This window comes from Sphingomonas aerolata (assembly GCF_023935825.1).
GTDB lineage: Bacteria > Pseudomonadota > Alphaproteobacteria > Sphingomonadales > Sphingomonadaceae > Sphingomonas > Sphingomonas aerolata.
On record NZ_CP098762.1, the window covers coordinates 3,903,918 to 3,923,811 of the forward strand.

The 19,894-nt window shown below is 66.5% G+C and carries 17 protein-coding genes; 8 read left to right on the forward strand and 9 right to left on the reverse strand.

Translation table 11 applies throughout. The features are described 5' to 3' along the window. Positions 1-87 precede the first annotated feature (87 nt). Both NEF64_RS17880 and NEF64_RS17885 read right to left on the reverse strand, forming a co-directional pair. Positions 88-2,061 (reverse strand): OPT family oligopeptide transporter, encoded by a 1,974-nt coding sequence (locus NEF64_RS17880; RefSeq protein ID WP_252574370.1) that lies wholly within the window; start codon positions 2,059-2,061, stop codon positions 88-90. Between the two features lie 137 nt (positions 2,062-2,198). Continuing rightward, positions 2,199-3,440 (reverse strand): N-acetylmuramoyl-L-alanine amidase family protein, encoded by a 1,242-nt coding sequence (locus NEF64_RS17885; RefSeq protein WP_056408876.1) that lies wholly within the window; start codon positions 3,438-3,440, stop codon positions 2,199-2,201. Between the two features lie 567 nt (positions 3,441-4,007). Between NEF64_RS17885 and NEF64_RS17890 the strand changes: the two genes are divergently transcribed. From NEF64_RS17890 to NEF64_RS17910, 5 genes are all read left to right on the forward strand, one after another. Next, positions 4,008-6,956 (forward strand): Rne/Rng family ribonuclease, encoded by a 2,949-nt coding sequence (locus NEF64_RS17890; protein WP_056408874.1) that lies wholly within the window; start codon positions 4,008-4,010, stop codon positions 6,954-6,956. Positions 6,957-7,147: 191 nt separating this feature from the next. Then, entirely contained in the window at positions 7,148-8,503 is a 1,356-nt protein-coding gene (locus tag NEF64_RS17895; RefSeq protein WP_031394473.1) for a M48 family metalloprotease, read from the forward strand. Next, entirely contained in the window at positions 8,500-9,210 is a 711-nt protein-coding gene (locus tag NEF64_RS17900) for a DsbA family protein (protein WP_031394472.1), read from the forward strand. The genes NEF64_RS17895 and NEF64_RS17900 overlap by 4 nt, the downstream gene beginning before the upstream one ends. 159 nt (positions 9,211-9,369) lie before the next feature. Beyond that, complete coding sequence (locus NEF64_RS17905) at positions 9,370-10,299, forward strand: ABC transporter ATP-binding protein (protein ID WP_056408873.1); 930 nt, start codon at positions 9,370-9,372, stop codon at positions 10,297-10,299. Then, positions 10,296-11,072 carry an ABC transporter permease gene (locus NEF64_RS17910; protein ID WP_031394470.1) on the forward strand — a complete coding sequence of 259 codons (777 nt, stop codon included), beginning with the start codon at positions 10,296-10,298 and terminating at the stop codon, positions 11,070-11,072. Before NEF64_RS17905 ends, NEF64_RS17910 begins: the two co-directional genes overlap by 4 nt. Here NEF64_RS17910 and NEF64_RS17915 read toward each other — a convergent pair. Genes NEF64_RS17915 through NEF64_RS17925 form a run of 3 tightly spaced genes read right to left on the reverse strand, consistent with a single transcriptional unit; the run spans position 11,069 to position 13,273 of the window. Beyond that, on the reverse strand, positions 11,069-11,776 hold the full coding sequence (locus NEF64_RS17915) for a CPBP family intramembrane glutamic endopeptidase (RefSeq protein WP_056408871.1): 708 nt from the start codon (positions 11,774-11,776) through the stop codon (positions 11,069-11,071). The two genes, NEF64_RS17910 and NEF64_RS17915, sit on opposite strands and share 4 nt — an antisense overlap. A 13-nt stretch (positions 11,777-11,789) precedes the next feature. Beyond that, positions 11,790-12,611, reverse strand: a complete 822-nt coding sequence (gene dapD, locus NEF64_RS17920; protein ID WP_031393494.1) for a 2,3,4,5-tetrahydropyridine-2,6-dicarboxylate N-succinyltransferase — start codon at positions 12,609-12,611, stop codon at positions 11,790-11,792. Further along, a complete protein-coding gene (locus NEF64_RS17925; RefSeq protein WP_031393493.1) occupies positions 12,608-13,273 on the reverse strand; it encodes a pyrimidine 5'-nucleotidase in 666 nt (221 codons plus the stop codon). The genes dapD and NEF64_RS17925 overlap by 4 nt, the downstream gene beginning before the upstream one ends. A gap of 124 nt (positions 13,274-13,397) precedes the next feature. Between NEF64_RS17925 and NEF64_RS17930 the strand changes: the two genes are divergently transcribed. After that, positions 13,398-14,396: an LLM class flavin-dependent oxidoreductase gene (locus tag NEF64_RS17930; protein WP_031393492.1), complete on the forward strand. Its 999-nt coding sequence runs from the start codon at positions 13,398-13,400 to the stop codon at positions 14,394-14,396. Here the strand turns inward: NEF64_RS17930 and NEF64_RS17935 are convergent, their stop codons facing one another. From NEF64_RS17935 to NEF64_RS17945, 3 genes are all read right to left on the reverse strand, one after another. Then, positions 14,397-15,713 (reverse strand): sensor histidine kinase, encoded by a 1,317-nt coding sequence (locus NEF64_RS17935; RefSeq protein WP_056408868.1) that lies wholly within the window; start codon positions 15,711-15,713, stop codon positions 14,397-14,399. It abuts the gene before it with no gap. A gap of 81 nt (positions 15,714-15,794) precedes the next feature. Continuing rightward, positions 15,795-16,460: a response regulator transcription factor gene (locus NEF64_RS17940; RefSeq protein WP_031393490.1), complete on the reverse strand. Its 666-nt coding sequence runs from the start codon at positions 16,458-16,460 to the stop codon at positions 15,795-15,797. A gap of 34 nt (positions 16,461-16,494) precedes the next feature. Continuing rightward, entirely contained in the window at positions 16,495-16,806 is a 312-nt protein-coding gene (locus tag NEF64_RS17945; protein WP_031393489.1) for a hypothetical protein, read from the reverse strand. 110 nt (positions 16,807-16,916) lie between these two features. Between NEF64_RS17945 and NEF64_RS17950 the strand changes: the two genes are divergently transcribed. Both NEF64_RS17950 and NEF64_RS17955 read left to right on the forward strand, forming a co-directional pair. Continuing rightward, positions 16,917-18,692, forward strand: coding sequence for an ABC-F family ATP-binding cassette domain-containing protein (locus tag NEF64_RS17950; protein ID WP_056408866.1), 1,776 nt, complete (start codon positions 16,917-16,919; stop codon positions 18,690-18,692). Between the two features lie 87 nt (positions 18,693-18,779). Then, positions 18,780-19,034 (forward strand): hypothetical protein, encoded by a 255-nt coding sequence (locus tag NEF64_RS17955; RefSeq protein WP_031393487.1) that lies wholly within the window; start codon positions 18,780-18,782, stop codon positions 19,032-19,034. 42 nt (positions 19,035-19,076) lie between these two features. On the opposite strand, the gene NEF64_RS17960 is transcribed toward NEF64_RS17955, so the two are convergent. Beyond that, positions 19,077-19,886 carry an ATP-binding protein gene (locus NEF64_RS17960; RefSeq protein ID WP_031393486.1) on the reverse strand — a complete coding sequence of 270 codons (810 nt, stop codon included), beginning with the start codon at positions 19,884-19,886 and terminating at the stop codon, positions 19,077-19,079. Positions 19,887-19,894 lie beyond the last annotated feature (8 nt).

Below are 19,894 nucleotides of genomic sequence, written 5' to 3' on the forward strand. Positions count from 1 at the left end.
CTCAACCACGCAGGCCGTTCCCCTCCCTGGCCTCCCGCAAAGGCGGGAGCCCAGCCTGGGTCCCCGCCTTCGCGGGGAACCGGCCTCCTACCGCGATGCCGCCATCGTCCGCCGGTACATCACCCAGGTCAGCAGCGCGAACAGCAGGGTCCCGCCGACCAGCGCGATGGGCACGAACCCCTCCCCGACCAGCGCCAGCGGCGTCTCCTGGTTGGTGAGATAGACGATCCCGGCGAACCCCACGCCCCATAGCGACTCGCCGACGATCATCCCCGTCGCGGTCAGCACGCCCATCCGCCTGGCAAGCTCGGGATCGCGCGCGCGGTCGGCCCAGCGGTCATAGGCATAGCCGACCACCGCGCCGATCGTGACCGGCAACGTCACCGCCATGGGCAGATACACGCCCAGCCCGACGCCCAGCGGCGGCAACCGCAGTTTGCCCGCCTTGCCCAGCAGTTCGTCGAGCGCGATCACCGCAACACCGGTCATCGCGCCATAGCCGATCATCGCCCAGTTGAGATTGCCCCCCAGCACGCCCTTGGCGAGCGCCGAGATCAGCGCCGCCTGCGGTGCCGCCAGCGCATTGGGCCCGGCCCCCGGCGCGCCGGCAAAGCCAAGCGTGCTGCCGAGCAGGTTGAGCACCGGCGGCACGACGATCGACCCGAACACCACGCCGATCAGCAGCGCGACCTGCTGCTTCCACGGCGTCGCACCGACCAGCTGCCCGGTCTTCAGATCCTGGAGATTGTCGTTCGAGATCGTCGCGATGCCGAACACCACGCCCGTCACGATCAGGCCGTAGGCGACCAGCGCCTGCGTCGTCCCCGGCTCGACCGCACGGCCGAACCACGACACCAGCAGGATCGATGCGGCGAGGATCGCGAGGATGCCGATGCCCGATACGGGTGAATTCGACGCGCCGATCAGCCCCGCCATATAGCCGCACACCGCCGCGATCACGAGGCCGATGACCAGGATGAACGCAAGACTCCCCGCGATCAGCCCGATCGCCGACGCCTCAAGTGGCCCGCCCTGGAGGACGGTCCACAGCAGGATCCCGATCGGCACGAGCATCGCCAGCGACGCGATCCCGACGATCCCGATCGGGATGTCGCGCTCCTCGAGTGCCAGCACTTCGCCGCCGCGCTTGGCTGCCGACGCCGCCAGCGCCGATCGTACGCCGCCGACCACGGGCCCTGCGATCTTGAGCAAGGTCCAGATCGCCGCGACGCCGATCACGCCTGCACCGAAGAACCGCACGTCCGAACGGAACACGGTCGTCGCGATCACTTCCGCGGTGCCGGTCACGCTCCCCGCCGAGGTCAGGATCGGCAGCAGGATCCACCAGCCGATCACCACGCCCGTAAACATTGCCATCCCGACCGAGATCCCGACCAGATGCCCCGCACCCAGCAGCGCGAACGACAGCCCGCCCGAAATTCCGGTCGCACCTGCGCCGACGCGGAACCACGTCGCGGCCTCGGCAGCGACCAGCTTGGTCTGCGTCAGGATCGCGAACCCGGCCGACACCAGCGCGTTGACGACGATGATACCGAGCCCACGCGCGCTCTCCTCGCCGCCCTCGCGGCTGCCCGCGCCGACTTTCAGCACTTCGGCGGCCGCGCGGCCCTCCGGATAGGGCAGCACCGTGTCGACGACGAGCGCACGGCGCAGCGGGACCGAGAACAGCACGCCGAGCACGCCGCCGAACATCGTGATCGCCGCGGTGGTGAAGAACGGAAACCCCTGCCACCACCCGATCATCACCAGGCCGGGCAGCACGAAGATGATCGCCGCCAGCGTACCCGCCGCGGACGCGATCGTCTGGACGATGTTGTTCTCGAGGATCGTCGAATCCTTGAACAGCCGCAGCACCGCCATCGAGATCACCGCAGCGGGGATCGACGTCGCGAAGGTCAGCCCGATCTTCAGTCCGAGATACACATTGGCTGCGGTAAACAGCAGCGTGATGATCGCGCCGAGCACGACCCCGCGAAAGGTAAGCTCGCGCATACTCGTCTCGGGCCCGGTCTCGGATACGCCCCGCGTCGCGTCGGTCATCAGATCGTCCTAACCAGAAACACGTGCCCCGGCGGAGGCCGAAGCCCAGTCGGAACGTCCTCCAACCCGGCCTCGGCCTCCGCCGGGGTCCTAGCCGTCAGGATGCCGCGCTCTTGCCGTGAGCGCAACCGGCCGGATCAGCGCGCCACCATCCGCCGCGCGAAATGCACCGTGACCGCGCGCGTCACGCTCTCCGCGATCCGCTGCCGCCCCTCGTCACTGTCGAGAAACGCCGCGTCCTGCGGGTTCGAGATATAGCCCGTCTCGAACAGGATCGAGGGCATGTCGGGCGCCTTGAGCACCATCAGCGACGCCATGCGGTGGAAGTTCGGCTTGAGCGGCATCAACGGCTTGGCCTCGCGTCCCAGCAACCGCGCGAACGTGGCGGACGCGTTCATCGTCTCGCGCTGCGTCAGGTCGATCAGGATCGACGACACGTCGGCAGGCGCCTCGCCGAGATTCACCCCGGAGATCACATCCGCCTTGTTCTCACGCGCGGCTAGCCGCGCCGCCTCCTTGTCGGACGCAACCTCTGACAGCGTATAGGCCGTCGCGCCGCTCGCGCCTTCGGATCCGGTACTGTCGCAGTGGACCGAGATGAACAGGTCCCCCTTCAACCGTCGTGCGACGCCGTACCGCTCGCGCAGCACGAGGAACCGGTCGTCGCTCCGCGTCAGCGCGACGCGCACCCGGCCCGAAGCGAGCAGCGCGTCACGGATCGCCTTGGCGACCTTGAGGGTCACGTCCTTCTCGCGCAGCCCGTCGGGGCCGATCGCGCCGGGATCGACACCGCCATGCCCGGCGTCGATCACCACCAGCGGACGCATGTCGTCGCCCTCGACCCGCGGCAGCGCGATCCCGCGCGCGCGGGCCGGCACCGGGATCGACACCTTGTACCGCGGCGCCGGCCGCGCGGCGAAATGGAACGGGAAGAAATTCAGCGGGCCGGCGATACTGGCCTGCGTAAAGGCCGCATCGTCGACGCGGCGCAAGGCCAGCGTCAGCTCGCGTCCCTGCGAATCGAACCCGCCATCGGCCACGATCACCGGCTCGGACAGGTCGAACAGCATTCTCAGCCCGGACCCATCATGCCGCCGCTGCGTGATGCGGGTCACGACGCCGCCCGGCTTCGCGGTTCCGCCGGGCGTCGCGTTCGCGATATCGACCGCGATCTGCCGTTGCCCGGTCAGGATCTGGCTCGCGCCGCTGCCGACCGGTGCATCGAAGCGGATCACGATCTGCGTTCTGCCGATCGCGATGCTCTGTACGGACGCCGCCAGCGCCGGAACGCCGGACAGCCAGCCGAGCAGCAGGGCGATGATCGCAACCATCCTGTGTCCATGCCGTGCGACCGCGCTGCCGGTCCAGCGAAAAGCCATTCTACACTCCCTGGATCGGTCGAGCCCGACCGAAACGAGACGCCTACGCTACGCCCCCGCAAGAGGATCTTGCGGAGCAGGGTTAATAGCCTGTTTGCCTTGGTTTTCCCATATCCGTGGCTGCCGGCGCGGCTGCCGGACAGATCGCCGCCCGGAAATTCAGCCTGTGAAAATGGCAGGTTTCAAGGCTTCGGACGGCCCCGCGCCGGGCCAGTTGCGGGATCTGCAATGCGGTGCTAGTCCTGCCGTGCACCCGTGCGTCGCTAGAGTTTGCCAGCGACGCGCCGGTCTCAACGCCCGCCTTCGGATCCTCGACGGCGCGGCAATTTCAGGTTGACGCTCGAATGACGCATTCCCCCCGCCCCGCTCACCGATCGGCCTTCGCCGACGGGATCGCGGTCGTGCGGGCGCCGCAGGGTGAGTTCCCGCGGCATGCGCGTCGAGCAGAGGCAGTTTCGCATACCTTCCGCGAGTCAGGGCGTCCGTGTCCGACCGCACCACCATCAAGCGCGCGACGGCTGCCATCAGGCCCGGCGCGCGCGCGGAGAATCTATTATGACAACGCGTATGCTGATCGACGCACGCCACCGGGAAGAAACCCGGATCGCCGTCGTCAAGGGTAACCGGATCGAGGAATTCGATTTCGAAAGCGCCGAGCGCAAGCAGCTCAAGGGCAACATCTACCTCGCCAAGGTCACGCGGGTCGAGCCGTCGCTCCAGGCGGCGTTCATCGATTACGGCGGCAATCGCCACGGCTTCCTCGCGTTCAGCGAGATCCATCCCGATTACTACCAGATCCCCAAGGAAGACCGCGACGCGCTGCTCCGCGAAGAGGCCGAGCATGCCGCCGAGGAGGCCGCCCTGCGCGCCGATTATGACTCGGACGACGAAGAGGGTGACGACGAGGACGATATCGAGCGCTTCGAGGACGATGGCGGGGTAGATCCCGACGTCGCCGAGGAGCTCGAAGGCGGCGAAGAGACCGGCGAGGCCCCGCGTCGCAAGCGCAAGCCGAACGGCGACGAGGCCGCGGTCGAGGATCTGCGCGAGCGTCGCATGAACCTGCGCCGCCGCTACAAGATCCAGGACGTGATCCATCGCCGCCAGGTGCTGCTCGTCCAGGTCGTCAAGGAAGAGCGCGGCAACAAGGGCGCAGCGCTGACCACGTACCTGTCGCTGGCGGGCCGCTACTGCGTGCTGATGCCCAATACCAGCCACGGCGGCGGCATCTCACGCAAGATCAGCAACGCGGGCGATCGCAAGCGCCTGAAGTCGATCATGGCCGACATGCAGCTGCCGCCGTCGATGGGCTGCATTGTCCGCACCGCGGGGCTGCAGCGCAGCAAGGTCGAGATCAAGCGCGACTTCGATTACCTCGCCCGTCTGTGGGACGGGATCCGCGAAGCGACGCTGAAGGCGTCGGCGCCCGCGCTCGTCTACGGCGACAGCGACCTGATCAAGCGCGCGATCCGCGACATCTACAACAAGGAAATCGAAGAGGTCATCGTCGAGGGCGAGGACGGCTATCGCCAGGCGCGCGAGTTCATGCGCCTGCTGATGCCGACGCACGCCCGGCGCATCAAGCATTACGCCGACCCCGTGCCGCTGTTCCAGCGCGCGGGCGTCGAGGACCAGCTGTCGGCGATGTACCATCCGGTCGTCCAGCTGAAGTCGGGCGGCTATCTGGTCATCAACCCGACCGAGGCGCTTGTTTCGATCGACATCAACTCGGGCCGCTCGACGCGCGAACACAGCATCGAGCAGACCGCGACCGCGACCAACCTCGAGGCCGCACAGGAAATCGGCCGCCAGCTGCGCCTGCGCGACATGGCCGGGCTCGTCGTCATCGACTTCATCGACATGGATAACAATTCCAATGTCCGTAAGGTCGAGAAGGCGATGAAGGAGGCGCTGAAGAACGATCGTGCGCGCATCCAGATCGGCCGCATCTCGTCGTTCGGCCTCATGGAAATGAGCCGCCAGCGGCTGCGCACCGGCGTGCTCGAAGCGTCGACGCGCGCCTGCCCGCATTGCGAGGGCACCGGCCTGGTCCGCACCGCCTCGTCTTCGGGCATCTCCGCGCTCCGCCTCATCGAGGACGAGGCCGCCCGCGGCCGTGGTTCGCTGCTGACGCTGCGCGCGAGCCAGGAAGCGGCTGTCTACATCCTGAACCGCAAGCGTGCCGACATCGCCGAGATCGAGGATCGCTACGGCGTGATCGTCGAGATCATCCCCGGCCAGGACGAGGAAGGCGCGCACATGACGGTCGAGGCCAGTGGCCCGCCGCCCGCGCATCCGCCGAAGTTCGTCCAGATCATCGAAGAGGACGAGGACGATCTTCCCGAGGAGATCGAGGACGAGATCGAGGAGGACGAGGTCGAAGAGGCCGAGGCCGAACAGCCGCGTCGTCGTGAGGGGGGCCGTGAAGGCGGTCGTGAGCAGACCGCGCCGCGTGAAGGCCGCGATGCCGATGGCGAGGGCGGCAAGAAGCGCCGTCGCCGCCGCGGTCGTCGGGGCCGGGCACGCCCGGGTGAGGACGGCGCCGTCGGTGGTACGAACGAGGATGGCACGTTCGAGGACGTCGACACCAATGTCGAGGAAATCGACGAGGGCGTCGGCGAGATCGTCGAAGTCGGCGGTGGCGAGGAGATCGAGGGTACGACTCCGGCCGAACAGGCCAATGGCGTCGAAGGCGAAGGCCGTCGTCGTCGCGGACGTCGCGGACGTCGCGGTGGTCGGCGCAACGAGCAGGGCGGCGAGCAGACCGGCACCGAGACGGGCGAGTCGATTGCCGTCAGCAGCATCGACACCGCGGCACTGATCGCCGAGGCGCCCGAGCCGGAGGCATTTGCGCCGGTCGAGACGTCCGAGGCCGAGCCGGTGTTCGAGGAGGCGCCGTCCGCGCCGGTCGCCGAGGCTCCCAAGATGCGTCGTCGCCCGCGCGCCCGCGCGGCCGCCGCGACGATCAACGCTGACCCGGTCGCCGAAACGGCGCCCAAGTCGCGTCGGGGTCGCAAGCCGCGTCCGGTCGAGACGGCCGACGAGACGACCATGGCACCAGAACCGGTCGTATCCGAAGTGCCCGTCACGCCCGAGCCGCAGGAACAGGCCGCTCCCGATCCGGTCGCGGCAGAGCCGGCGCGCAAGCCTGCACGGCGCCGTCGCGAGGCGGTTGCCGATGCGACGATGGACGAGGTCGGCGCTACGCCTGCCGAGACGCTGGAGGCGTCCGCGCCAAAGCCCAAGCGCGCGCGTCGCAAGGCGAGCGATACGGCGGTCGAGCCCGCAGCCGTCGAGGAGGCCCCTGCCAAGGTCGCCAAGCCGCGTGGTCGGCCGCGCAAGGCCGCGGTGATCGAGGCCGGCGATGCCGCCCCGACCAGCGAGGTGCTCGCCGCGCCGGTCGAGACCACGCCGCCGCAGGTCGAGGTCCAGCCGCAGGACGCCGACGCGCCGGGCACGAACGACGACCCCGATGGCGCGCCGCGCCGTGGCTGGTGGCAGCGCACCTTCGGCTGACGCCGGAGCATAGCCGATGAGACGGGCGCGATCGAAAGGTCGCGCCCGTTTTCATTTCGGCGCGCTCGGACCCGTTGCCCCGCGGTTCGCGGCTTGGGCCGGGTCCTGTGGTTTACCATCGGGCGTCGGCGCCGTGCACCTCGTCGTCCCCGCCATTGCTCCCCCGCCGCCGATCGACGATACTGCGCGATATGAAGCGCTTCGTCGCGGCCCTGACCGCCACCCTCCTGCTCTGGGCGCAACCCGCGCAGGCGCAGTCGATCCTCCGCGATGCGGAAACCGAAACGATGTTCGCCGAAATGTCCGGCCCGCTGATCACGGCGGCGGGCCTGTCGCCGCGCGACGTCAAGGTCGTGCTGATCAACGACGATTCGATCAATGCGTTCGTCGCGGGCGGCCAGACCGTCTATGTCCATTCGGGCCTGCTCCAGGCGGCGGACAATGCGAACGAAGTCCAGGGCGTGATCGCGCACGAACTCGGCCACATCGCAGACGGCCATGTCGTGCTCTCCGATCGCGGCACCAAACCCGCGATGGGCATGTACCTGCTCTCGATGGTGCTCGGCCTGGCGGCGATGGCGGCGGGCAGCGGCGAGGCGGGCGCGGGAATCATGGCGGCCGGACAACAGGCCGCGATGGGCAATTATCTGGCGTTCAGCCGCACGCAGGAATCCACCGCGGATGCGAGCGGCGCCAAATATCTGCGGGAGGCCAACGTCACCGGCCGCGGCATGCTGAGCTTTTTCAAGAAGCTGCAGCAGCAGGAATATCGCTTCGGCACCGCCAATATCGACCCGTTCATGCAGTCGCATCCGCTGTCTGGCGAGCGTGTCTCGGCACTGACCGCCGATCTCCAGGCGTCGCCCGCCTGGGCGAACAAGCCTGATGCTGCGCTCGAGGAACGCTTCCGCCGCGTGAAGGCCAAGCTTGCCGGTTATGTCCTGCCCGCGCCGCGCACGCTACAAAGCTATCCGCCGAGCGACCAGTCGATCTATGCGCACTACGCCCGGGCCTATGCCTATCATAAATCGGGCTATCCCGACAAAGCCGATGCCGAGGCGGACGCGCTGGTGAAGGCCAGGCCCGACGATCCCTATTTTCTCGAGATCAAGGGCCAGATCCTGCTCGAGGCGGGCAGGCCGGTCGAGTCGCTCGTTCCGTTGCGCGAGGCGACCGAAGGCTCGCGCAACAATCCGCTGATCGCCACGACGTTCGGCCACGCGCTGATCGCGACCGAGAACAAGGCGAATTATCCCGAGGCCACGAAGGTCCTGCGCACCGCGGTCGGCCGCGACGATCAGAACCCGTTCGCCTGGATGCAACTCGGCACCGTCTACGAACTGACCGGCGATACCGCGCGTGCGGCGCTCGCCACCGCCGAGCGCGCGAGCATGGGCGGCGACATGCGGACCGCATCGGCCAGCGCGCAATATGCGCTCGCCAACATCCCCGCCAACACCCCCGACTGGATCCGCGCGCAGGATATCGCGATGGCCGCGCAGAACGAGATGGACGACAATCCCAAGCAGTATAAGCGGCGCCGATGAACAAGATGATGTTGCCCGCCATCGCGGCGGTCGGGGCGGTCCTGGGCGGATTCGCGGTGTGGGGCTATGATCGCCAGGGCGGTGGCGTCGAGCGCGCACAGGTCGAGGCGATCGTCCACGACTACATGCTCGCGCATCCCGAGATCCTGCCCGAAGCGATGGAGAAACTGCGCGACCGCGAGTCGGGCAAGACGGTCGCTGCCAACCGCGACGCGATCGTCACGCCGTTCGGCAGCGCCTGGGCGGGCAACCCCAAGGGCGACGTCACGCTCGTCGAATATTTCGATTATAATTGCGGGTATTGCCGCGCGAGCCTGCCGATGATCGCAAAGCTGATCGCCGCAGACCCCAAGGTCCGCGTCGTCTTCCGCGAATTGCCGATCCTCAGCGCGGACAGCCGCGTCGCTGCCCGCGCGAGCCTCGCGGCCGCCCAACAGGGCAAGTTCGCAGCCTTCCACGACGCGCTCTACGCCGGCGGTCGGGTCAGTGACGCGACGATCGCGGCGGCGGCGGCGAAGGCCGGGGTCGACATCAATCCGGCCGGCTTCACCAAGACCGCCGATGCCGAGATCGGCAAGAACATGGAAACCGCGGCCAAGCTCGGCATGACGGGCACGCCGAGCTGGGTGGTCGGCGACCGCATCCTGTCCGGTGCACTGCCGCTCGAAGACCTGCAAAAGGCGGTCGCCGCCGCCCGGGTGAGCTAACGCCCGTCATCCTGACGAAAGTCAGGATCCAGAGCCACAACCGGGACGCGTGTGGCTCTGGATCCTGGGTCGAGCCCAGGATGACGGCAATGGGGGCTGACGGCCCCTATCAATATGACCCCACCGCCCCCATCTTCCCCTCACTTAAAAGGGGCCCCAATGACCGAACCGATCCTGTCCGTTGCGGGCGTCACGAAGACCTACAAAAGCGGTACCACCGCACTCCACCCCGTCGATCTGGACATCCGCAAGGGCGAGATCTTCGCGCTGCTCGGGCCCAATGGGGCGGGCAAGACCACGCTGATCAGCATCATCTGCGGGATCGTCACGCCCAGTGCAGGAACGATCACCGTAGCGGGCTTCGATGCGATCCACGACTATAAACAGGCGCGCAGCCGCATTGGTCTGGTCCCGCAGGAACTGAACGTCGACATGTTCGAGACGGTGCTCGCCACCGTCACCTTCAGCCGCCGCCTCTTCGGTCGCTCGGGCCACAGCGCCTATATCGAACAGGTGCTGCGTGACCTGTCGCTCTGGGACAAGCGCCATGCCAAGATCATGGAACTGTCGGGGGGGATGAAGCGCCGCGTCCTGATCGCCAAGGCGCTGAGCCACGAGCCCGAGATCCTGTTCCTTGACGAACCCACCGCGGGCGTCGACGTCGCGCTGCGCCGCGACATGTGGAAGCTCGTCCACCGCCTGCGCGAGGGCGGCACGACGATCATCCTAACCACGCATTATATCGAGGAGGCCGAGGAGATGGCCGACCGCGTCGGCGTGATCAACAAGGGCAAGCTGCTGCTCGTCGACGACAAGGCATCGCTGATGAAACAGCTCGGCAAGCGCGAGCTCGATCTGGCGTTGCAGGAGCCGATGACCGCGATCCCGCCCGAGCTGGCCGAATGGGACGTATCGCTGCAGGACGAAGGCAAGCGCCTGCGCTATGTGTTCGACGCACAGGCGGACCATACCGGCATCCCCTCGCTCCTGCGCAAGCTTGCCGAACTCGGCATCGGCTTCAAGGATCTCGAAACCAGCAAGTCGAGCCTCGAGGACATCTTCGTCGATCTCGTCGGAGAGCGCGCATGAACACCCCCTTCCTCAACTGGCACGGCGTCTGGGCGATCTATCGCTTCGAAATGGCTCGGGCCCTGCGCACGCTGTGGCAGAGCCTCGTCACCCCCGTCCTCACGACGTCGCTCTATTTCATCGTCTTCGGCGGCGCGATCGGCAGCCGGATGCAGGAGGTCGGCGGCGTCGGCTATGGCAGCTTCATCGTCCCCGGCCTGATCATGCTGTCGCTGCTGACGCAGAGCATCGCGAATGCATCGATCGGCATCTACTTCCCGAAATTTACCGGCACGATCTACGAACTGCTCTCCGCGCCCGTGTCCGCGATGGAGATGGTGATCGGCTATGTCGGGGCGGCGACCACCAAGTCGGTGATCATCGGCCTGATCATCCTGGCGACCGCCGCCTGTTTCGTGCCGCTGCATATCGCGCATCCGTTCGCGATGTTCGCCTTCCTGATCCTGACGGCCGTCGCGTTCAGCCTGTTCGGCTTCATCATCGGCGTGTGGGCGAACGGCTTCGAACAGCTGAACTTCGTCCCCGCGCTGCTGATCACGCCACTGACGTTTCTGGGTGGCGCCTTCTACTCGATCGACATGCTGCCCCAGCCCTGGCGCACGCTCAGCCTGGCCAACCCGGTCGTCTATCTGATCAGCGGGTTTCGCTGGAGCTTCTTCGGGCAGGGTGATGTCGCGGTCGGCATCAGCCTCGCGGTGACCGCGGCGTTCCTCGTCGCCTGCCTCGTCGTGATCGCGTTGATCTTCAAGACCGGTTGGCGGATGAAGAACTAGGCGCGCCACGCCCCGCGCGCCATCGGCCGCACGACCAGCGCGTTGAGGTCGATCGCGATGTGAAACGCGATCGCCATCCATACGCTGTTCGTCAGGCCGTAGAGCACGGACAGCGCCACGCCCGACAGCGTCGTCGCGACGACGCCGCGCCACCCCTGATAGCGGTGCACCCCGCCAAAGCATAAGGCGGCGATGATTGTCCCCGCCAGCGCGCTCCCGGACACCAGCGCGATCAGCAGCGGGAGGAACAGGCGGAAGAACAGTTCTTCGCTGATCCCGGCACTGATCGCGAGGGCGATGGCCGGGAGAATGTCCTCCCGCGTCTTCGGCAGGACATCGGGGAAGGTGCCGATCTGGAACGCGCGCCGGCCGCGGCGCCACAAGGCATGCGTGATCGCCGCGTTCGCGAGCGTGCCAAGCGCCATGCCGAGGATCAGTGGCGCGATCGGCAGGCGCGGCCAGTCGTCCGGCACCAGCGCGATTGCCGCCGGCTGCGCCGCCGCGAGCGGGTTCTGGCCCAGCAGGACAAGGCCAACCAGCGCGGGCAGGCCGAGCGACACCGCCAACCCGACCGCCCAGTCCGTCATGCGCCTTGCGGGGCTACGGCCCGGTCGTGTCGGCAGGCGAACGCGAAACGTCCGCCCCCGCCACAGGATCGCCAGCATGTAGACAGCGACGATCGCGAGCAGTGTCTGCGCGACCATCACCGCAACCGGTCTAGTCGCGCAGCAGGTCGTTGATGCTCGTCTTCGACCGCGTCTGGGCGTCGACGCGCTTGACGATCACGGCACAGTAGAGCGCGGGCTTGCCCTCCCCGCCGCCGATCGAGCCCGGCACGACGACCGCATAGGGCGGCACTTCACCCTTGAAGACTTCGCCGGTCGCGCGGTCGATGATCTTGGTCGAAGCGCCGAGATACACGCCCATCGACAGCACCGCGCCCTCGCCGACGCGCACGCCCTCGGCGACCTCGGCACGCGCGCCGATGAATGCGCCGTCGCCGATGATCACGGGGTCCGCCTGAAGCGGCTCGAGTACGCCGCCGATGCCGGCACCGCCCGACAGATGGACGTTCTTGCCGATCTGCGCGCAGGATCCGACGGTCGCCCAGGCGTCGACCATCGTGCCCTCACCGACATAGGCGCCGATATTGACGAAGCTCGGCATCAGGATCGCGCCCTTGGCGATGAAGCTGCCGCGGCGCGCGACCGCACCGGGAACGACGCGGATGCCGGCCGCGCGGAACTCTGCCTCGCCCCAGCCCGCGAACTTCGACGGCACCTTGTCGAACGCGGGTGCGCCGCCCGATCCGCCGTCGATCACGACATTGTCGTTGAGGCGGAACGACAGCAGCACGGCTTTCTTCAGCCACTGATTGACCTGCCACCCGTCGCCGGCGGGCTCCGCGACCCGCGCGGTACCCGCATCGAGCATCGCCAGCGCGCTGTCGACCGCATCGCGGATCTCGCCCTTCGTCTCCAGACCGAGATTTGCCCGGTCGTCCCAGGCGGCGTCGATGATCGTCTGCAGGTTGCTCATGATGTCTCCAGGATGGTTTCCAGCCACGGCGCGAGCACCGGGATGGTGAAATCGATATGGTCGCGTTCCGCGCCCGGCGACTGTTCGGACCCGTTGTCGACCCACACCGTCGTCATGCCGATCGCCTTGGCGGGCAGCAGATTGCGGACCATGTCGTCGACGAACAGCGATTGCGCGGGGTCGATGTCGAACGCGGTACAAAAGCCTGCATAGGCCGATGCATGCGGCTTGGGCATCAGGTCCATCGCATGGATGTCGTGGATCGCCTCGAAACTCGCGCCAAGCCCGAGACGGTCGAGGATCTTCAGAGCATAGGGCGTGTCGCCATTGGTGAAGATCAGCTTGCGCCCGGGCAGCTTGGCGATCGCCGCGACCAGCGGCGCGTCATGCTCCAGCACGTCCATCTCGATGTCATGGACATGCGCGAGGAACGCGTGCGGATCGACGTGATGCTCGGTCATCAACCCCGACAGCGTCGTGCCGTGATTGTGGAAATAGCCCTTCTGCACGCGCCGCGCCTCGTCATGCTCGAGCCCGAGCAGGTCCTGGATGAACCCGGTCATCCGTGCGTCGACCTGCGAAAACAGATCGGCGCTCGCCGGATACAGCGTATTGTCCAGATCGAAGATCCAGTTGCGGACATGGTCAAGTCGGGCAAGCATCGGAGCGAACCTCTAGGCATCGCCGCGCGCAGGGACAAGCCGGCGCGGTCGGATCGCGCGGGCCCCCCGGCAGCAAATTTGCCGGACACTGGATAAGCTACCGCTCGGTACCTATATCCAATGCATGACACGCTATTCCCTGCTCGATCTCGTCCCCGTCGTCCAAGGCGGCACCGTTTCACAATCGCTCGCCAACGCGGCCGACCTCGCGCGGCATGCCGAGAGCGTCGGATTCCAGCGTTACTGGGTTGCCGAACATCACGGCATGACCGGTATCGCCTCTGCTGCGACCGCCGTCGTGATCGCGCATATCGCCGCCGCGACCAGTACGATCCGCGTCGGATCGGGCGGGATCATGCTCCCGAACCACGCACCGCTGGTGATCGCCGAGCAGTTCGGGACGCTCGACGCGCTGTTCCCGGGCCGGATCGACCTCGGCCTCGGCCGCGCGCCCGGTTCGGACCAGCGGGTGGCCCGCGCGATGCGCCGCACGCTCGAAACCGACGCCAACGCCTTCCCGCAGGACGTGATGGAGTTGCAGAGCTATTTCGCCAATGACGGCCAGACCGGAATCGTCGCGACGCCGGGCGCGGGCGCGGATGTCGAGATGTGGATTCTCGGCTCGAGCACCTTCGGTGCGCAGCTCGCCGCCGCACTCGGCCTGCCCTATGCCTTCGCTTCGCATTTCGCGCCCGATGCGCTCGATGCGGCCCTCGCCATCTATCGTCGCGATTTCCGCCCCTCCGCGCGGCTGGCAAAGCCGCACGTCATGGCAGGGTTCAACGTCTTTGCCGCGGATACCGATGCCGAGGCCGAACTGCTCGCCAGTTCGCAGCAACAGTCGTTCGTCGCGCTCCGCACCGGCAATCCGCGCCAGTTGCCGCCGCCGGTCGCGGGTTATCGCGAATCGCTCGGCGCGCAGGGCAACCAGATTCTCGACCATGTCCTGCAATGCTCGGCCGTGGGCAGCCCGGCCAAGGTCGCGCGCGGGATCGCCGCGTTCGTCGAGCGCACCGGCGTCGACGAGGTGATGGTGACGAGTGCGATCTTCGATCACGAAGCGCGCAAGCGGAGCCTGTCGATCACCGCCGACGTGATGCAGGAGTTGAAGATCGCGGCCTGATCAGCTCGCGGCGGGCAACCTCAGGCGGACCATAAGTCCGCCGAGGTCCTCGCTCTCCTCGAGCCCGACTGTGCCCTCGTAGATCTCGGCGACGTCGCGGACGATCGCGAGCCCGAGACCCGTACCCGGCTTGCCCGTATCGAGCCGGACGCCGCGGTCGAAGATGCGGACGCGCTGTTCCTCGGGAATGCCGACGCCGTCGTCTTCGACCAGGAACTCGACGAACCCGGCCTGCGCGCCGACCGTCACGAAGACGCTGCCACCGCCATATTTGGCGGCGTTCTCGATCAGATTGCCGAGCATCTCGTCGAGATCCTGGCGTTCGACATGAACCTTGAGCGTCTTGTCGCCGGTGATGTCGATGCGGACATGCCGATACAGCCGGGCGACTGCACGCTCGACCGATTCGAGGCTCGGCCAGACATCGGCCCGGCTATGCGCCGAACCGCGCCGGCCGACCGCACGCGCACGCGCGAGGTGATGATCGACCTGGCGCCGCATCGTCCGCGCTTCACGAATGACGGTATCCGCCAGATCGTCCGATTGCGCGGTCGCGGCGTTCATGATCACGGTCAGCGGGGTTTTCAGCGCATGCGCGAGATTGCCCGCATGCCGTCGCGCTTCCTCGGCCTGGCGTTCGTTATGTTCGATCAGCGCGTTCAGTTCCTCGACCATCGGCGCGACCTCGATCGGCATCGCACTGCCCACCCGGTTGGACTGGCCCGCGCGCATCCGGCCGATTTCCTCGCGAACGCGACGCAACGGCCAGAGGCCGTAGAAGGTCTGGAGCGCAGCCAGTACGATGAGCCCGAGCGCGAGCAGTGCAAAGCTGCGAACCAGCGTACGTCGCAGGGTAGTGATCTGCGCGTCAAGACCGTAGCGACTCTGCGCAACCTGAAACCGCCAGCGAACCTTTGATCCCGGAATAACCGCGTCACGCTCGACGATCCGCAGCTTTTCATCCGGAAACTGCGTGCTGTCGTAAAAGTGAACATTGCGATCGTCATGCGCCGATCCGAACGCCAGCCGACGATCCCATAGCGATCGCGAGGTGTAGTCTAGGTCGGCGGCGCCCCTTCCCGCAACTTGATAATAGAGGCCCGACCCTGGCTCGAGGAACCGCTGGTCGGCGACCGCCTCGCGCGAGAATAGCACCTCGCCGTCGGGCCCGATTTCCGAAGAATTGAGCAACGAACGCAGGACGTATTCGAGCTGGTCATCGAAATTGCGCGTCACCGCCTGGGCCAGTACCCGGTCGAGCGCATACCCGCCGCCGCTCAACAAGAGGCCAATCCACACCGCTGCGATCAGGATCATCCGCCTTGAAAGCGATCCCTTCACCGCCGCGGGCACACGAATTGGCCCATCTGATAATGTCGACGCGGTCATAGATTGGGATCAGGCGTCCGGATCTTCGAGGCTGTAGCCCAGCCCGCGGATCGTGGTGATCACGTCCTGACCCAGCTTCTTGCGAATACGCGTCACGAACACCTCGATCGTGTTTGAATCGCGATCGAAATCCTGATCGTAGATATGCTCGATCAGCTCGGTTCGGCTGACGACCTTGCCCTTGTGGTGCAGCAGATAGCTCAGCAGCTTATATTCCTGCGCGGTCAGCTTCACCGGCTCGCCCGCACGCGTCACCTTGCCGCTGCGCGTGTCAAGGCGGATGTCGCCAGCAGTCAGTTCGGAAGAGGCATTGCCGCTCGCACGGCGGATGAGCGCCCGCAGGCGCGCGATGAGTTCCTCGCTCTGGAAAGGCTTGGCGACATAGTCGTCTGCGCCCGCGTCGAGCCCGGCGACCTTGTCGGACCAGCTGTCGCGCGCGGTCAGCACCAGGACGGGCATGACCTTGCCCTCCTTGCGCCAGCGGTCGAGCACGGTAAGGCCGTCGATCTCGGGCAGGCCAAGGTCGAGCACGACGGCATCGTAATTCTCGGTCGAACCCAGGAAATGCCCCTCCTCGCCATCGACTGCGAGGTCGATCGCATAGCCGGCGCCCTCGAGGGTATTCTTGAGCTGAGCCCCAAGATTCGGCTCGTCCTCGACGATCAGAACGCGCATGATAATCCTCTCGCTTGAATTGCCCGCTACCGGGTTACCGGTCGGTGCGGCCGACGATCTGGCCAGTCCGGCCGTCGACATCGACCCAGATCACGGTTCCATCGCGCAGGAACTTGAGCGTGTAAATGGCGCTGCCCGAATCATAGTCGAAGCCAATATACTGCGAGCCGCGCATCGTCGGGATCACCCGCGCCTCGATTTCGCGCAACGACAGGGACCGCCCCGTCTTGCGGGCTTCGAAGGCGGATCGCTGGTCGCCATGCCGCTGATCGGGCGCCTGCGCGACGGCGACGCCCGTCAGCACCGGGAAAGCAGCAAAAGCGGTCAGGAACAGCAGCATCTTCATGGAGGTGGCATAGGCCCGGCGCATTGAACAGCCTGTGAATGAGGGCGACAGCAGGACGACAGCATAGTGTAACTTGCCTGCATCACCCGGCGACCCTAGGTGACCCGGACATGGCAGCACCTATTCTCGCATTCGAAGGCCTCGGCCTTGTCCAGGGTTCTGGATGGCTTTTTCGCAACCTTGACATCCATATCGGTCCGCGCGATCGCCTCGCGCTGATCGGCCGCAACGGCGCAGGCAAGACGACCCTGCTCAAGCTGCTCGGCGGCAGCATCGAGGGCGATGAGGGCCGCCGGACGATCGTCCCGAGCACCCGGGTCGTCATCCTCGAGCAGGAGCCCGACCTGCGCGGCTTTGCGACCCTGCGCGATTACGTGATGGGCGGCGACGATGCGCCGGTCAGCTACGAAGCCGACTCGATCGCCGACCAGCTCGGCATCGATCTGTCGCGTGAAGCCGCATCCGCGTCGGGTGGCGAGCGCCGCCGCGCGGCGATCGTCCGTGCGCTGGCGCAGGACCCCGACGTGCTGCTGCTCGACGAGCCGACCAACCATCTCGACATCGGCGCGATCGAATGGATCGAGGACTGGCTCAAGCGCTTCCGCGGCGCGTTCGTCGTTATCAGCCATGACCGTACCTTCCTGACGCGTCTCACCAAGCAGACCCTGTGGCTCGACCGCGGCGCGATCCGGCGTGCGGAGATCGGTTTCGGCGGATTCGAGGCGTGGACCGAACAGGTCTATGCCGAGGAACAGCGCCAGGCCGAGAAGCTCGACGCACGCCTGAAGCTGGAAGAGCATTGGCTGCTTCGCGGCGTCACCGGGCGGCGCAAGCGCAACCAAGGACGCCTGACCAAGCTGCACGAGATGCGCGCCGAACGCGCCTCCATGATCGGGCCGCAGGGTTCGGCCAATCTCGTGACGGGCAGCGACGACACCAAGTCGAAGGTGGTGATCGACGCCAAGAACGTCACCAAGGCGTATGGGGACCGGACAATCATCGGCGACCTGACGCTGCGCGTCACGCGCGGCGACCGGATCGGTATCGTCGGTCGCAACGGCGCGGGCAAGTCGACGCTGTTGAAGCTGCTGACCGGCGAGATCCAGCCCGACAGCGGCTCGATCAAGCTCGCCCAGACGCTCGACGCGGTCGTGATCGACCAGCAGCGCAGCCTAATGGCGCCTGAAAAGACGGTCCGCGAGGTCGTCGTCGATGGCGGCGAATGGATCGACGTGCTTGGTGTGCGCAAGCACATCCACGGGTATCTCAAGGAATTCCTGTTCGACCCGAACATGGTGGACGCCAAGATCGGGTCGCTATCGGGTGGCGAGCGATCGCGGCTGCTGCTCGCGCGCGAATTCGCCAAGCCGTCGAACCTGCTCGTGCTCGACGAGCCGACCAACGATCTCGACCTCGAAACGCTCGACCTGTTGCAGGAGGTGATCGGCGATTATGACGGCACCGTCCTGATCGTCAGCCATGATCGCGACTTTCTCGACCGGACCGTGACGATCACGCTCGGGCTCGACGGGTCCGGGACCGTCGATGTCGTCGCCGGCGGATATGAGGACTGGGAAAAGCGCCGTGCGACCCAGACCAGCGGCAAGCGGGCCTCGAAGAAGGTTGCCGCGACCGCGCCGCCGGCCCCCGCGCCGCGCGCGAAACTGACCTACAAGGATCAGCGCGATTATGAATTGCTCCCCAAGCGGATCGAGGCGCTTGACGCCCAGATCGCGAGCGATGCCGCAAAGCTTGCTGCGCCGAACCTGTACATGCGCGACAATGCGACCTTCGCCAGGCTGACCGCCGCGATCGAGGCGGCGCGCGCCGAAAAGGAGGCTGCGGAACTCCGCTGGCTCGAACTGGCTGAGCAGGTTGGCGAATAGCGGCGGCTAAACCGTTCCGAACCATTTGGAACTTGACACATGTTACTGCGTTGCAGCATCCCGCCATTGTACGTTTTGGAGAGTCTTATGAAGCTGAAGAACCTGACCGGTAGCGCGCTCGCTATCGCTATGATGTCCACGTCGGTTGCAGCCGTTGCTGCGCCTGCCAACCCTGCGTCGAGCCTGTCGGTTTCGAAGGCACGCGTCGGTTCGGCAACGACCGGCAAGAACAAGGCTGCAGGCGCTGGCGTGATCGCCGGCCTGATCGCAGCTGGCGTCGTTGCGATTGGCGTTGTCGCCATCGTCAAGGACGACAACGACAACGATTCGGACAGCAACTAAGCTGTTCTGTGGGTCGGCGCTTCGGCGCCGGCCCTTTTTACGTTATTTGCTGATCGCGCGCCGGGACCGCCCCGCTAGATCAACGATATACTGCCAGCCAACACGCCCGGAACGACTTCCCCGCTGCGTTGCCCATGTCAGGGCCTCGTCGGGCCGAAATGGCAGATCGTGTAGCGCCGCATAGCCCGCGACGATCGCCAGATAGCCGTCCTGATCGACGGCATGAAACCCCAGACTGAGTCCGAACCGATCCGCCAGCGCCAGTTGGTCGTCGATCGAATCGCGTGGATTGATGGCGCTTTCCTGTTCGGCCATATCGCGTGGCGCCAGATGCCGGCGGTTCGCCGTCACGGCCAGACGCACATTGGCGGGACGTGGCTCTGCACCGCCTTCGAGCACGGATCTCAGCACACGCGCCTCGGACGGAGTATCGATGCCGAGATCGTCGACGAAGACGATGAAGGCGCGATCCACAGGTGCCAGCATCGCGAACAGGTCCGGCAGCGCGGTCATGTCGGCGATCTCGATCAGCGCGACATCGCGCTGTTCGGCCTGGACCGCGGCGACGACGCTTTTCACCAGCGCCGATTTACCGGTACCGCGCGCGCCCCATAGCAGCACGTCATGCGCCGCGTGGCCGTGGGCGACCCGCCGGACCATGTCCAGCAGCAGGTGCTTCTGCCGATCGATACCTATAAGCAGATCGAGCGGCAGCGGGGCGAAACCGCGGATCGGGACAAGCGCCCGGTTGCGCCACACATAGGCGGGAAACGCCAGACAGTCCGCTACTGGCGGCGGCGGCGGCGAGAGGCGTTCGAGGGCGGCGGCGATCCTGTCGAGCGGGTCGGTCATCGCGCGGT